Source organism: Pseudomonas sp. BF-RE-21, from assembly GCF_019947305.1.
Classification (GTDB): domain Bacteria; phylum Pseudomonadota; class Gammaproteobacteria; order Pseudomonadales; family Pseudomonadaceae; genus Aquipseudomonas; species Aquipseudomonas migulae.
On the sequence record NZ_JAGYGF010000091.1, the window covers coordinates 1 to 13,887 of the forward strand.

Sequence of the window (13,887 nt, forward strand, 5' to 3'; positions counted from 1 at the left end):
ACCCGCACCCCCGCATCAAACCCACATCCCTGGGTGTTCGACCATAATAATTCGCTCCACTGGGGCACATGACTGTCAGGGATTACCGCATGACTACCAGCACGACCTATACCGAAACCACGCCTGCGCAACCGACGAACTCCGCCACCCGCGTGGCGACCGCGAGTTTCATCGGCACCGCCATCGAGTTCTACGACTTCTACGTGTACGCCACTGCCGCCGCGCTGGTGATCGGTCCGGTGTTTTTTCCGCAGACCTCCGGCACGGCCCAGATGCTCTCGGCGTTTCTCACGTTCGGCATCGCGTTCCTCGCCAGGCCGCTGGGCTCGGCACTGTTCGGCCACTTCGGTGACCGCATCGGGCGCAAATCGACCCTGGTCGCCTCCTTGCTGCTGATGGGCGTGTGCACCACGCTGATCGGCGTGCTGCCGGGTTACGACAGCATCGGGGCCTGGGCACCGATCCTGCTCTGCGTGCTGCGCTTCGGCCAGGGTTTGGGCCTGGGTGGCGAATGGGGCGGCGCGGCATTGCTGGCGACGGAAAACGCGCCCAAGGGCAAGCGCGCCTGGTTCGGCATGTTCCCGCAGCTTGGCCCGTCGATTGGCTTTCTCGCGGCCAACGGGCTGTTTTTGACGTTGGCAATGACGCTGGACGACGAACAGTTCCGTTCGTGGGGCTGGCGGATCCCGTTCCTGCTCAGCGCCGCGCTGGTGATGGTCGGCTTGTACGTGCGCCTCAAGCTGCACGAAACCCCAGTGTTCGCCAATGCCATGGCCCGTCAGGAGCGAGTAAAGATCCCGCTGGTCGAGCTGTTCAGCCAGTATTGGGCGCCAATGCTGCTGGGCGCCGGTTCGATGGTGGTGTGCTACGCGCTGTTCTACATCTCGACGGTGTTTTCACTGAGTTATGGCGTGTCGACGCTGGGCTACACCCGCGAAACCTTCCTCGCGCTGCTGTGTTTTGCGGTGCTGTTCATGGCCGCCGCGACACCGTTGTCGGCCTGGGCCAGTGACCGTTACGGGCGCAAACCGGTGCTGATCATCGGCGGCGTGCTGGCGATTCTGTCCGGGTTCTTGATGGAACCGCTGCTGACCCAGGGTTCGACCTGGGGCGTGGCGCTGTTTCTGTGCATCGAGCTGTTTCTGATGGGCGTGACGTTTGCGCCAATGGGTGCGCTGCTGCCGGAGCTGTTTCCGACACACGTGCGTTATACCGGTGCGTCAGCGGCCTACAACCTGGGCGGCATTGTCGGAGCCTCGGCGGCGCCGTTCTTTGCGCAGAAGCTGGTGGCGATGGGCGGTTTGAGTTACGTCGGCGGGTATGTGTCGGGGGCGGCGGTGCTGAGTTTGATTGCGGTGCTGTGCCTGAAAGAGACGCGTCACAACGATTTGAATCGGGTGGCCTGATAGAAAAAGCTTCGCGGGCAAGCCTCGCTCCTACAGGTCCGCGTCGAACGACAATGGTTCGCTCGACAAATAACCTGTAGGAGCGAGGCTTGCCCGCGAAGGCCGCGCCTCGGTTACAGCTCGACTACGACCGCCTGAGAAGCGCGGGTCGCTTTAGCCCGGGCTGCCTCGATCGACTCATCCCGCGCCAGCGCCACACCCATCCGGCGCTGACCATTCACTTCAGGTTTGCCGAACAGACGCAACGCCGTGTCTGGCTCGCTCAATGCCGCGCCGAGATTGGCGAAAGCCGTCTGGGTCGACTGCCCTTCCACCAGAATTACCGCCGAAGCCGAAGGCGCGAACTGACGGATCAATGGAATCGGCAGCCCCAGAATGGCCCGTGCGTGCAGTGCGAACTGCGACAGGTCCTGAGAAATCAGGGTCACCAGGCCGGTGTCGTGCGGGCGCGGCGAGACTTCGCTGAACCACACTTGATCGCCTTTGATGAACAGTTCGACGCCAAACAGACCACGACCGCCCAAGGCTTCGGTGACCGCCTTGGCCACACGCTCGGATTCCGCCAGGGCAACCGGGCTCATGGCTTGTGGCTGCCAGGATTCCTGATAGTCGCCCTTCTCCTGGCGGTGACCGACCGGCGCGCAGAACGTGGTGCCGCCGACGTGACGCACGGTCAGCAAGGTGATTTCGTAATCGAAGTCGATGAAGCCCTCGACGATCACCCGACCTTTACCGGCACGGCCGCCTTCTTGCGCGTAATCCCACGCGGTTTTCACGTCATCGACGCTGCGCAGCAGGCTCTGGCCCTTGCCCGACGAACTCATCACCGGCTTGACCACGCACGGGAAGCCCAGGTCCTGAACGGCTTTGCTGTAATCCTCGAAGGTGTCGGCAAAGTGGTACGGCGAGGTCGGCAGGTCCAGCTCTTCAGCGGCCAGGCGACGGATGCCTTCACGGTTCATGGTCAGTTGCGCAGCGCGTGCAGTCGGGATCACGGTGAAGCCTTCGGCTTCCAGTTCAACCAGGGTCGCGGTGGCGATGGCTTCGATTTCCGGCACGATGAAGTGCGGCTTCTCGGCTTCGATCACGGCACGCAGGGCAGCGCCGTCGAGCATGTTGATCACATGGCTGCGGTGAGCGACTTGCATGGCCGGCGCGTTGGCGTAACGGTCAACGGCAATCACTTCAACGCCCAGGCGTTGCAGCTCGATCACCACTTCCTTGCCCAACTCACCACAGCCACACATCAATACGCGGGTCGCGGTTGGCGACAATGGAGTTCCGATACGGGTCATCTCAGGTCCTCAAAGGAGCGGATCATCGAGGGTCGCTGTGCCTGGCACGCTTCCCATGGGGAGAAAGCGCGGCATTTTACATGAACCTGAGGGTTTGGCTTCAGCCGGCGATGGCCAGTTTACGCAAGCGCCACGCCATGATCAGCCACACGACGGTCACGCCGGCGAACTTCGAGCCCATGGCGGTGAGGATCACCGCCGGGGTGAAGGCGTCGATCATGCCGAAGAAGATGAAGGTATCGAGGGGAATGCTCAGGGCCGAACTTATCCACAGGCGGTCGTGCAGCGGGCGTTTGGTGATGCTGAACACCAGCCAGTCGATGCATTCGGAGACCGCGAACGCGGTGGCGCTGGCCAGGGCGATGGACGGATCGGAGGTGACATAGGACAGCACCAGCGCTGCCAGCATCGCCGCGATTGCACCGTGGCCGAAACGGGTTTGCACCATGTCGCGCAGGACGAAGACCAAACCGCCCCAGGCGGACCAGATGATGTCCAGGTGCGGCGCGGTGGAAAAGGCGTAGTTGATCAGCACGACGCTGCTGATGTAGGCGATCAGGAAGAGCATGGAGGTACCTGTCAAATTGGCGCACAGGTTACTTCAGAGGGGGCGGTGGTGTCAGCGCTGATGCCTTCGCGGGCAAGCCTCGCTCCTACGGATCTGCGTCGAACACGTAATTGTGGTTCAACCCTCCCCCTGTAGGAGCGAGGCTTGCCCGCGAAGGGCGCACCTCAATTTCCCGGTTTCGCCCCGATCATCCAGATCAACCCGCTGGACTTCGCCCGCTCATGGCACAACCCCAACACCTTGCGCCGCTCTTCGTTGTCCATCCGGCTCCAGCCCGTGATTTCCGCCACGGTGCGCTGGCACCCGGTGCAGATGTCATCGTCGTCCAGCGCACAGATATTCACGCAGGGCGATAGCACCGGACGTTCGGGCGTGTTCATTCTTCCTGCTCTGCCAGATCGCGGGCATAACGCTGGGAGTTATGCACATAGTGCGCAGCGCTGGCCTCGAGCATTTTTTTCTGCGGCTCGGTCAGCTCGCGCACGACCTTGCCGGGCGAGCCCATGACCAGCGAACCGTCCGGAATCTCCTTGCCTTCGCCGATCAGCGAGTTGGCGCCGATGATGCAGTTCTTGCCGATTTTTGCGCCGTTGAGGATCACTGCATTAATACCTATCAGGCTGTAGTCACCGACGGTGCAGCCGTGGAGCATGGCGTTGTGGCCGATGGTCACGCCGGTGCCGATGGTCAGCGGGTAGCCCATGTCGGTGTGCATCACGGTGCCGTCCTGGACGTTACTGTTCTTGCCGATCAGGATCAGTTCGTTGTCGCCACGCAGCACGGCGTTGAACCAGACGTTGGCGCCCTCTTCCAGTTTGACCTTGCCCACCAGCACGGCGTTGGGGGCAACCCAGCTTTGCGGATGGGTGTCGACGCGGGCGTCGCCCAGGCGGTATTTCATCGTGTTGTCCTCAGGCTCAGGCAGCCGCGGCTTCACGCCATACGAGCGATGGCTTCAGGTGTTGATAAAACTCTTGGGCGGCTGGTGCAGGCTGATTTTGGCGTCATAGAGCAAGTTGATCAACTCGACGATCATGATCGCGGTCAGGCCCCAGATCTTGTATTCGCCATAACGATAACTCGGCACGTACCAGCTGCGGCCCTGGTAATCGATGCGATGGGTATGTTCACGCGGGTCTTTGCGGAAGAATTCCAGGGGAACGCTGAACACCGCAGCGATCTCGGCGTCGTTGGCCAGGTACTCGACAAAATCCGGGATCACGCCGACATAAGGCGTGACCTTGATGCCGTGCAGGGAAATCAGCGGGCTCAACGGCCCGATCACTTCGACCAGCCCCGGCGGCAGGCCGATTTCTTCTTCGGCCTCGCGTAGCGCGGTGAAAATCAGGTCCGGGTCTTCCGGGTCGCGGCGTCCGCCGGGGAAGGCCACTTCGCCGCCATGGGTCGAGAGCCCGCTGGCGCGCAGGGTCAGAACCAGTTCCGGTTCATCACTGCGAGTGATGGGCACCAGAACCGCAGCCTCCGGGAAACGCTTGTCGGTTTCCAGTGTGCGTGGGATGTGGTTGCTTACTCGATGCAGTAGCTCGTCCAGCATGAGTCTTCTCGATTTATTCGCTACTTCGCATCATGCACCAATCACACCGACCGCCCAACCCCCCGAACTACGGAGTGTCGCTAAACGACAACTTGCCGACAGACACCGCCGCACGCCAAGATAGGCGCAGCATTCAGGAACCCAAGCATGAAATTTTGCAGTCAGTGCGGCAACCCGGTCACCCAGCGCATTCCCGAAGGCGATTCGCGTCTGCGTTTTGTCTGTGACAGCTGTCAGGCGATTCACTACCAGAACCCCAATATCGTCGCCGGCTGCGTGGCGACCTGGGGTTCGAAAGTGTTGCTGTGCCGGCGCGCCATCGAGCCACGGCTCGGTTACTGGACCCTGCCCGCCGGTTTCATGGAGAACGGTGAAACCATCGAGCAGGCGGCCATTCGCGAAACGGCCGAAGAAGCCTGCGCGCGGGTGCGTAACTTGAGCATCTATACCTTGATCGATGTGCCGCACATCAGTCAGGTGCATGTGTTCTTTCGTGCAGAGCTGGTGGACCTGGATTTTTCCGCCGGTCCCGAGAGCCTGGAAGTGGCACTTTTCGACGAAGCCGACATCCCGTGGTCCGACCTGGCTTTCCGCACGGTGGGCCGTACCTTAGAATGCTTCTTCGCTGACCGGCGGACCGAGGTCTACCCCGTGCGATCCGAGTCGATCCCGCCGCTTGCTCAGCCTGCCATCACTTAAAAAACATCTATAAATAAAATAGCCGCGACACCTCTTAGGGATATCGTTTCAATGCGCTGGTTGCTTGCCCTGTTTTGCTTGTCGTTCGTCGCTATCTCCCAGGCTTCCGTTGCGGAAACGCTGGACGGCAAAGTCATCGACAAAGTCCTGGTTCTCAAGTCCGCCCACCAATTGCAATTGATCAACGACGGCAAGCCGCTGAAGACCTATCGCATCTCCCTGGGCAAACGCCCCAAGGGGCAGAAACTGATGGAAGGCGACAAACGCACGCCTGAAGGTTTCTATTGGCTGGACTGGCGCAAGGTCAGCGATAAATTCAACCTGGCGATGCACATCTCCTACCCGAACATCAGCGACTCCGCACGCGCCCGGCGCGAAGGCGTCGAGCCCGGCGGCATGATCATGATCCACGGTACGCCGGACACCGAAGAAAACCCTGAAAACCTGTTCCACACCCTGGACTGGACCGACGGCTGCATCGCCATGCGCAACATGGACATGCGCGAGGTATGGGGCCTGGTGCCGGACGGCACGATGATCGAAATCCGCCCGTAACACCGACCTTTGGTCGCCCGTTACAAAATAAAATCTGAAGATCGCAGCCTTTGGCGGCGCCTGCTGGGTTGATACCACTCCCACCCGCAGGCACTGCCAAACGCTGCGTTTTTTGCTTGCAACGCCCTCTCCGCTAATACCACTTAAAACCAACAACCCTGTATGCCATCCGCAAAGGCAGGTTTTCCCGCGCCAACAGCAAAGTGGTCTCATTGACATGGTATTCAAGTGGTATTAGTTTTCGCTGCACTACCGGGCGACAACACTCCAATATCCGCATCGGACACCCAACATGAATGACCTCCAGGCCCTGCGCCCTGACGACACCCAACCCACGCCGCTGTACCTGCAACTGGCGCGCAATCTGGAAGCGGCGATCCACGCCGGCCAGTGGAAAGCCGAGCAGGCGATGCCGTCGGAACGCAACCTCAGCGAAATACTGGGCATCTCCCGCGTCACCGCCCGCAAGGCGCTGGAAGTGCTGTTCGATCAAGGCCTGATCCGGCGCAATCAAGGGTCCGGCACCTTCATCACCCCGCGCCTGGAACAACCGCTGTCGCGCCTCTCGGGTTTCAGCGAGATGCTGCGGCTGAAAGGTTTCGTCCCCGGCTCGCAATGGCTGGAACGGGAAATCACCCCGCCGACCCACGAAGAACTGATTCGCCTCGGCTTGTCGCCAAACGACAAGGTCGCCCGGCTCAAACGCCTGCGCAAAGCCGACGACACGGTAATGGCCATTGAGATGAGCACCCTGCCCGCCTCGATCATTCCCAAACCGCAAGCGGTGGGCGATTCCCTCTACGAATACCTCGACGGCATCGGCAAACCGGTGGTCCGCGCCTTGCAGCACATCCAGGCGATCAACGCCTCGGACGAATTCGCCGCACTGGTCGGCATCGCCCCCGGCACCGCCATGTTGCTGATGACCCGGGTCGGCTACCTCGAAGACAACACGCCGATCGAAGTCACCGACACCTATTGCCGCAACGACTACTACGACTTTGTCGCAGAGCTTCGTAGATAAAGAGCTTCGTTGATAAAGAGCTTCGCCGCTAAGAACCGAGACCCCATCATGTCCGAAGACAACATCCTCACCGCCGACGGCTGGATACGCGGCCGGCTGGTTCACGAACACGGCAAGGTCCTGTCGATCGAAGGCGTGCCGTGCGATCCGGCAGACAACGACCTGCCTTACTTGCTGCCCGGTTTCATCGACCTGCACGTTCACGGCGGCGGTGGCAAAGACATCATGGAAGGCGCGACCGCCTTCGAAACCATCACCCGAACCCACGTGCGTTTCGGCACCACCTCGTTGCTGGCGACCACCATGACCGCGCCGAGCGAAGAGATTTCCAGTGTGCTCAAAGCCGTCGGCGAGTTCTGCGAACAACGCCCGAGCGGCAGCGCCCGCGTGCTCGGTGTGCACCTGGAAGGCCCGTACATCAACCCCGGCAAACTTGGCGCGCAACCGAATTTCGCCCATACCGCGTTGATGACCGAAGTCGAGGAATACCTGGCCCTGGCGCCGATCCGGGTCATCACCATCGCCCCGGAAATCGCCGGCCACGATGCCCTGATCCGCGCCCTCAGTGCGCGCGGCGTGCGCATGCAGATCGGCCACACCCTTGGCAGTTACGAGGAAGGTGTGGCCGCACTGGCCGCCGGCGCGAGCAGTTTCACCCACCTCTACAACGCCATGAGCCCGCTGCATCACCGCGAGCCTGGCATCGTCGGCGCAGCGCTGGCGCATGCGAAATACGCGGAACTGATTCCGGACTTGCTGCACGTGCACCCCGGTGCGATGCGCGTAGCCCTGCGCTCGATTCCGTGCCTGTATTGCGTTACCGATTCCACCGCCGCCGCCGGCATGCCGGACGGCGAATACAAGCTCGGTAGCCACACGGTGACCAAATGCCTGGGCGGCGTGCGCCTGGCCGACGGCACCCTGGCCGGCAGCACGCTGACCATGGATCAGGCGTTGCGCAACCTGGTGAAGATCGGTTTGCCGATCGCCGAGGCTTCGCAACGTCTTTCGCAATTCCCCGCCGACTACCTCGGCATCACCGAACGCGGACGCCTGCAACCCGGCGCCTGGGCCGACTGCGTGCGGCTGGATCGCTCACTCACACTGACCGCCGTCATGGTCGAAGGAGAAGACATTGACTTCAAAAATGCTTGAAGAGGCGCTGTCCTCGTTCGAAGCCGTGCAGGCGCAGTTGCAGCAACTCGACCCGCAGATGATCGAAATTGCCGGGCGTCTGCGCCGTCAGCCGCCGCAAGTGGCGATGACCGTCGCGCGCGGCAGCTCCGACCATGCCGCCAGCTACTTCGCCTACCTGACCATGCAGCAACTGGGGATTCCCGTGGCGTCGCTGCCGATGTCGGTGGTGACCATGCAACAAGCGCCGTTGAAGGTCAGCGGTCAGGTGGCATTCGCGTTCTCGCAATCGGGGCAAAGCCCGGATCTGGTGAACAGCCTGCGTCTGTTGCGCAAACGCGGCGCCTTGAGCATTTCCATGGTCAACGCCGAAAGTTCGCCGCTGGAAGCCGCGTGCGAATTCAGCCTGCCGCTGTGCGCGGGGACGGAAAGCAGCGTCGCCGCGACCAAGAGTTTTATCGCCACCCTCAGCGCCAGCGCCCGCCTGATCGCGCACTGGAAAGAAGACGAGCAATTGCTCGAAGCCGGCCACGCCTTGCCGGAAGGTCTGCGCGAAGCGGCGCAGCAGGACTGGAGCCTGGCCATCGATGCCCTGCGCGATTGCCAGCGCTTGATGGTGATCGGCCGTGGCGCCGGCTTCGCTATCGCCCAGGAAGCGGCGCTCAAATTCAAGGAAACCTCGGCGATTCAGGCCGAAGCCTTCAGCAGCGCCGAAGTCCGTCACGGCCCGATGGCGTTGATCGACGAGCACTATCCGCTGCTGGTGTTCGCCCCGCGTGGTGCCGAGCAAGCTGGTCTGATCAGTCTCGCCGCCGACATGCGCCTGCGGGGTGCCCGCGTATTGCTGGCCGCGCCGGATGACATCGCCGAACGTGACCTCACCCTGACCCGCGCCGAACACCCGGCCCTCGATCCGATTCTGGCGATCCAGAGTTTCTACGTCATGGCCGCTGGTCTGGCGGTGGCGCGCGGCATGGACCCGGACCAGCCACGGCACCTGAGCAAAGTCACGCGAACGCATTGATTCGAATGGTGAATGCACCCCCCTGCAGGAGCAGAGCTTGCTCGCGAAGACGTTGGTACATCCGACGCATCATCTGCGGCTGAAACGCCGCCTTCGTGAGCAAGCTTGGCTCCTACAGGGGACGGCGTTGATACGAACTGTTGTTTTTTGATGAGACCGAGCCATGCACAACAATAATAAAGAGCTGACCCTCAGCGCCCCGCTCAGCGGCCCGGTGCTCACACTCGCCAAGGTCCCGGACCCGGTGTTCGCCAGCGGCGCGATGGGCGACGGGATCGCCATCGATCCGCTGAACGATACCCTGCACGCGCCGTGCGCCGGCGTCGTGGTGCACGTCGCCCGCACCGGCCACGCCATCACCTTGCGCGCCGACAACGGCGCCGAATTGCTGCTGCACCTGGGCCTGGACACCGTCGAGCTGCAGGGCAACGGGTTCTCGATGCTGGTCAAGGAAGGGGCGCGCGTCGCCAATGGCCAGCCACTGCTGCGCTATGACCTGGACAAGGTCGCGCAGCAGTGCAAAAGCCTTGTCAGCCTGATGATCCTGACCAACAGCGAGGACTTTCAGGCGCGGCCAATCACGCTGAAAGCGGTGAAGGTCGGCGAACCGTTGCTGCACATCATTCGTCGGCAGGCGTCTGGCGCGCAGGCAGAAGCGGACCTGTCCGGGGAAGCGTTTGTCGGCCACATCCGTATCGCCCATCGGGGTGGTTTACACGCCCGGCCGGCAGCGCTGATCCGCCAGACCGCACAAGGTTTCAAAAGCAAATCACAGCTGCACTTCGCCGGCAAATCGGCGCGCTGCGACAGCCTGATCGGGCTGATGGGGCTGGCCATCGGTGAGCAGGACGAGGTTCAGGTCAGCTGTCAGGGCACGGATGCCGAAGCGGCGCTGCAAGCGTTGTTGACGGCATTGTCCACCGCGCTGGCCGAAGACAGTCACGCCATCGCGCCAACACCGATTGCCCAGCGTGGGCGTGCAGCCGAAGCGGGTGTGCTTCATGGTGTGTGCGCCGCGCCCGGCCTGGTCGGCGGACCGCTATTTCGCTTGAACACGATCAGCCTGCCGGAGGACGCCGGCAACCACGTTCCAGAGCAACAACGCCAAGCCCTGGATACCGCGCTGAACGCCGTGCGTCACGAAATCGATACCACGCTGGCCCAGGCCAGGAAGCACAAGAACACCGACGAAGAAGCGATCTTCGCCGCGCACCTCGCCCTGCTCGAAGACCCGGCGCTGTTGGATGCAGCGCACGCCACCATCGACCGGGGCGTGGCCGCGACTCACGCCTGGAGCCAATCGATCGACGTGCAATGCGACGTGTTGCAGCAACTCGGCAGCCCATTGCTGGCCGAACGCGCCAACGACTTGCGCGACCTCAAGCAACGGGTGTTGCGCGCCCTGCTCGGTGAGCGCTGGCACTACGACGTGCCGGCCGGCGCCATCGTCGCAGCGCATGAACTGACCCCGTCCGACCTGCTGCAACTCAGCCAGCAAGGGGTCGCCGGGCTGTGCATGGCCGAGGGCGGCGCGACGTCCCACGTGGCGATTCTCGCTCGCGGCAAAGGCTTGCCGTGCATGGTCGCGCTGGGGTCGGCGCTGCTGGATCAGCAACAGGGCCAGGCGGTGGTGCTGGATGCCGACGGTGGGCGTCTCGAACTCGTGCCTTCTGCACAGCGCATGGCCGACGTGCATCAGGCGCAACGGGACCACCAGCAACGCCGAGCGCTGCAACAATCTCAGGCGCATACCCAGGCGCTGACGCTCGACGGGGTGCAGATCGAAGTCGCCGCCAATGTCGCCTCCAGCGCTGAGGCGGCCGATGCGCTGGCCAACGGCGCCGATGGCGTCGGCCTGCTGCGCACCGAGTTCCTGTTCGTCGACCGCCACACTGCGCCGGACGAAGAGGAGCAGCGTGTCGCCTATCAAGCGGTGCTCGACGCCATGGGCGACAAGTCGGTGATTATCCGCACCATCGACGTCGGCGGCGACAAGCAGCTCGATTACCTGCCATTGCCGGCCGAGGCCAATCCGGTGCTCGGCTTGCGCGGTATTCGCCTGGCTCAGGCCCGTCCGGAAATTCTCGATCAGCAACTGCGCGCCCTGCTGCACGTCAGCCCGTTGTCGCGCTGCCGGATCCTGCTGCCGATGGTCACCGAAGTCGATGAGCTGTTGCACGTCCGCCAGCGTCTCGAGGCCTTGTGCGCGGAGCTCGGTGTCAGCGAGCGCCCGGAGCTGGGGGTGATGATCGAAGTCCCGGCCGCCGCGTTGCTGGCCGAGCAACTGGCTGAACACGCGGACTTCCTGTCCATCGGCACCAACGATTTATCCCAGTACACCCTGGCGATGGACCGTGACCACGCCGGCCTCGCGTCGCGGGTCGATGCCATGCACCCGGCGCTGCTGCGGCTGATCGCCCAGACCTGCGCCGGTGCCGCCGTGCATGGCCGCTGGGTCGGCGTGTGCGGCGCGCTCGCCTCCGATCCGCTGGCGACGCCGGTCCTGATTGGCCTGGGCGTCAGCGAGTTGTCGGTCAGCCCGGTGCAAGTCGGCGAAATCAAGGACCGCGTGCGCCACCTCGACGCCAGCGAATGCCGACGCATCAGCCACGGCCTGCTCAAGCTGAGCAGCGCCAGCGCGGTGCGTCACGCCTGTCATCAACATTGGCCTCTGAGCTGAACAACTAATAACAAGAATCCAGGGAGATCCGCCATGTACCAATACTTCATCGAAGGCCTGCAGCGCCTCGGCCGTGCGCTGATGCTGCCGATCGCGATCCTGCCGATTGCCGGGTTGTTGCTGCGCCTGGGCGACACCGACCTGCTGGACATCGCGATCATCCACGATGCCGGTCAGGTCATCTTCGCCAACCTGGCGATGATCTTCGCCATCGGCATCGCGGTCGGCTTCGCCAAGGACAACAACGGCACCGCCGGCCTCGCTGGAGTGATTGGCTACCTGGTGATGATCTCCACCCTCAAGGTGCTCGACGCGAGCATCAACATGGGCATGCTCGCGGGGATCGTCAGCGGCTTGATGGCCGGCGCGCTGTACAACCGTTTCAAAGACATCAAGCTCCCGGAATACCTGGCGTTCTTCGGCGGCCGGCGCTTTGTGCCGATCATCACCGGGTTCGCCGCAGTCGGCCTGGGCGTGGTGTTCGGCCTGATCTGGCCGCCGATCCAGCACGGCATCAACAGCTTCGGTGTATTGATGCTGGAAAGCGGCAGCGTGGGCGCCTTCATTTTCGGCGTGCTCAACCGCCTGCTGATCGTGACCGGCCTGCACCACATCATCAACAACATGGCGTGGTTCGTCTTCGGCAACTTCACTGACCCGGCCACGGGCGCACTGGTGACCGGCGATATCTCGCGCTACTTCGCCGGTGACCCCAAGGGCGGCCAATTCACTACCGGCATGTTCCCGGTGATGCTCTTCGGCCTGCCAGCGGCGTGCCTGGCGATGTACCGCAATGCGTTGCCGGAACGGCGCAAAGTGATGGGCGGGATCTTCCTGTCGATGGCCCTGACCTCGTTCCTGACTGGGGTGACCGAGCCGATCGAATTCGCCTTCATGTTTCTCGCGCCGCTGCTGTATCTGCTGCACGCGCTGCTGACGGGGCTGTCGATGGCAGTCACCAACCTGCTGAACATCCACCTCGGTTTCACCTTCTCCGGCGGCTTCATCGACATGATTCTCGGTTGGGGCAAATCCACTAATGGGTGGCGAGTGATCCCGGTGGGCCTGGCCTATGCGGTGATTTATTACACGGTGTTCGATTTCTGCATTCGCCGGTTCAACCTGAAGACGCCGGGGCGTGAAGAGGTGACCACGACCGAGAAAGCGCGGGTGGCGGAAAACCAACGGGCCGGGGCGTACATCAAGGCGCTGGGCGGCGCGCAGAATTTGCTCACCGTCGGTGCCTGCACCACGCGACTGCGACTGGACATGGTGGATCGCAACAAGGCCAACGATGCCGAGCTGAAAGCGCTGGGCGCGATGGCTGTGGTGCGTCCGGGCAAGGGCGGGAGTTTGCAGGTAGTGGTCGGGCCGATGGCCGACAGCATTGCCGATGAAATCCGCCTGGCGATGCCGGCACTGGGTCGTGCGGCGGTGTCGACACCGGCGGCTGCGATTGATACGCCTGCCCCCGCTGCAGTGGAGCACCCGCAAGCACAGCGCTGGCTGAATGCGTTGGGTGGTGGGGAAAACGTCTTGCAGATGGATTGCGTCGCCATGACCCGGATTCGCCTGCAACTGGCCGACGGCAAGGCCCTGTCGGAATGTGATTTGAAGGCGTTGGGTTGCCAGGGGGTCAGTCAACTGGACGGTGGCATCTGGCATCTGTTGGTCGGCGACAAGGCGCCGAGTCTGACCGATGCGCTGGAGGCGTTGGTCAATCGCAGTGAGGTGAGTGCCAAGGTTTAGCTCGGCAGTGCCTGACCATCCGCTATCGCTGGCAAGTCGGGTCGCCGCATCGCAGCTCCTACAAAGGTTACGCATACCCTGTAGGAGCTGGCTGCCAGCGATGAGGCCGCACAAACGCCAAAAATCCCCAACCCTGTCGAAAACCTGAACGCACATCATGAAACACCCCCGACCATTGAAACCACCCCCCACCTGCCC

13 protein-coding genes are annotated in these 13,887 nt (G+C 62.7%); 8 read left to right on the forward strand and 5 right to left on the reverse strand.

Going from position 1 to position 13,887, the window contains the following annotated elements; genetic code table 11:
* Nucleotides 1-89: 89 nt before the first annotated feature.
* Nucleotides 90-1,406: an MFS transporter gene (locus KGB25_RS29670; RefSeq protein ID WP_223437910.1), complete on the forward strand. Its 1,317-nt coding sequence runs from the start codon at nucleotides 90-92 to the stop codon at nucleotides 1,404-1,406.
* Between the two features lie 113 nt (nucleotides 1,407-1,519).
* Here the strand turns inward: KGB25_RS29670 and purT are convergent, their stop codons facing one another.
* From purT to KGB25_RS29695, 5 genes are all read right to left on the reverse strand, one after another.
* The gene (gene purT, locus KGB25_RS29675; RefSeq protein ID WP_008042382.1) at nucleotides 1,520-2,701 is read right to left on the reverse strand and encodes a formate-dependent phosphoribosylglycinamide formyltransferase; all 1,182 of its coding nucleotides are present in this window, start codon (nucleotides 2,699-2,701) and stop codon (nucleotides 1,520-1,522) included.
* 100 nt (nucleotides 2,702-2,801) lie between these two features.
* Entirely contained in the window at nucleotides 2,802-3,269 is a 468-nt protein-coding gene (locus tag KGB25_RS29680) for a VUT family protein (protein ID WP_008042383.1), read from the reverse strand.
* A 164-nt stretch (nucleotides 3,270-3,433) separates the two neighbouring features.
* Nucleotides 3,434-3,649 carry a DUF1289 domain-containing protein gene (locus tag KGB25_RS29685; RefSeq protein ID WP_223437912.1) on the reverse strand — a complete coding sequence of 72 codons (216 nt, stop codon included), beginning with the start codon at nucleotides 3,647-3,649 and terminating at the stop codon, nucleotides 3,434-3,436.
* Nucleotides 3,646-4,170 carry a gamma carbonic anhydrase family protein gene (locus KGB25_RS29690; protein WP_008025583.1) on the reverse strand — a complete coding sequence of 175 codons (525 nt, stop codon included), beginning with the start codon at nucleotides 4,168-4,170 and terminating at the stop codon, nucleotides 3,646-3,648. Before KGB25_RS29690 ends, KGB25_RS29685 begins: the two co-directional genes overlap by 4 nt.
* Before the next feature lie 54 nt (nucleotides 4,171-4,224).
* Nucleotides 4,225-4,824 carry a CoA pyrophosphatase gene (locus KGB25_RS29695; protein ID WP_008025581.1) on the reverse strand — a complete coding sequence of 200 codons (600 nt, stop codon included), beginning with the start codon at nucleotides 4,822-4,824 and terminating at the stop codon, nucleotides 4,225-4,227.
* Between the two features lie 147 nt (nucleotides 4,825-4,971).
* On the opposite strand from KGB25_RS29695, the gene KGB25_RS29700 reads away from it, so the two are divergent.
* The 7 genes from KGB25_RS29700 (at nucleotide 4,972) to nagE (ending at nucleotide 13,689) form a co-directional block, all read left to right on the forward strand.
* Nucleotides 4,972-5,523: an NUDIX hydrolase gene (locus KGB25_RS29700; protein WP_008042386.1), complete on the forward strand. Its 552-nt coding sequence runs from the start codon at nucleotides 4,972-4,974 to the stop codon at nucleotides 5,521-5,523.
* 51 nt (nucleotides 5,524-5,574) lie between these two features.
* Entirely contained in the window at nucleotides 5,575-6,078 is a 504-nt protein-coding gene (locus KGB25_RS29705) for a murein L,D-transpeptidase family protein (RefSeq protein ID WP_223437914.1), read from the forward strand.
* Nucleotides 6,079-6,370: 292 nt separating this feature from the next.
* A complete protein-coding gene (locus KGB25_RS29710; RefSeq protein WP_008042387.1) occupies nucleotides 6,371-7,102 on the forward strand; it encodes a GntR family transcriptional regulator in 732 nt (243 codons plus the stop codon).
* A 48-nt stretch (nucleotides 7,103-7,150) separates the two neighbouring features.
* Entirely contained in the window at nucleotides 7,151-8,257 is a 1,107-nt protein-coding gene (gene nagA / locus KGB25_RS29715) for an N-acetylglucosamine-6-phosphate deacetylase (protein ID WP_223437916.1), read from the forward strand.
* Nucleotides 8,238-9,260, forward strand: a complete 1,023-nt coding sequence (locus tag KGB25_RS29720; protein WP_223437918.1) for an SIS domain-containing protein — start codon at nucleotides 8,238-8,240, stop codon at nucleotides 9,258-9,260. Before nagA ends, KGB25_RS29720 begins: the two co-directional genes overlap by 20 nt.
* Before the next feature lie 163 nt (nucleotides 9,261-9,423).
* A complete protein-coding gene (gene ptsP, locus KGB25_RS29725; protein ID WP_223437920.1) occupies nucleotides 9,424-11,940 on the forward strand; it encodes a phosphoenolpyruvate--protein phosphotransferase in 2,517 nt (838 codons plus the stop codon).
* Between the two features lie 33 nt (nucleotides 11,941-11,973).
* A complete protein-coding gene (gene nagE / locus KGB25_RS29730; RefSeq protein ID WP_223437922.1) occupies nucleotides 11,974-13,689 on the forward strand; it encodes an N-acetylglucosamine-specific PTS transporter subunit IIBC in 1,716 nt (571 codons plus the stop codon).
* The last annotated feature ends 198 nt before the right edge of the window (nucleotides 13,690-13,887 follow it).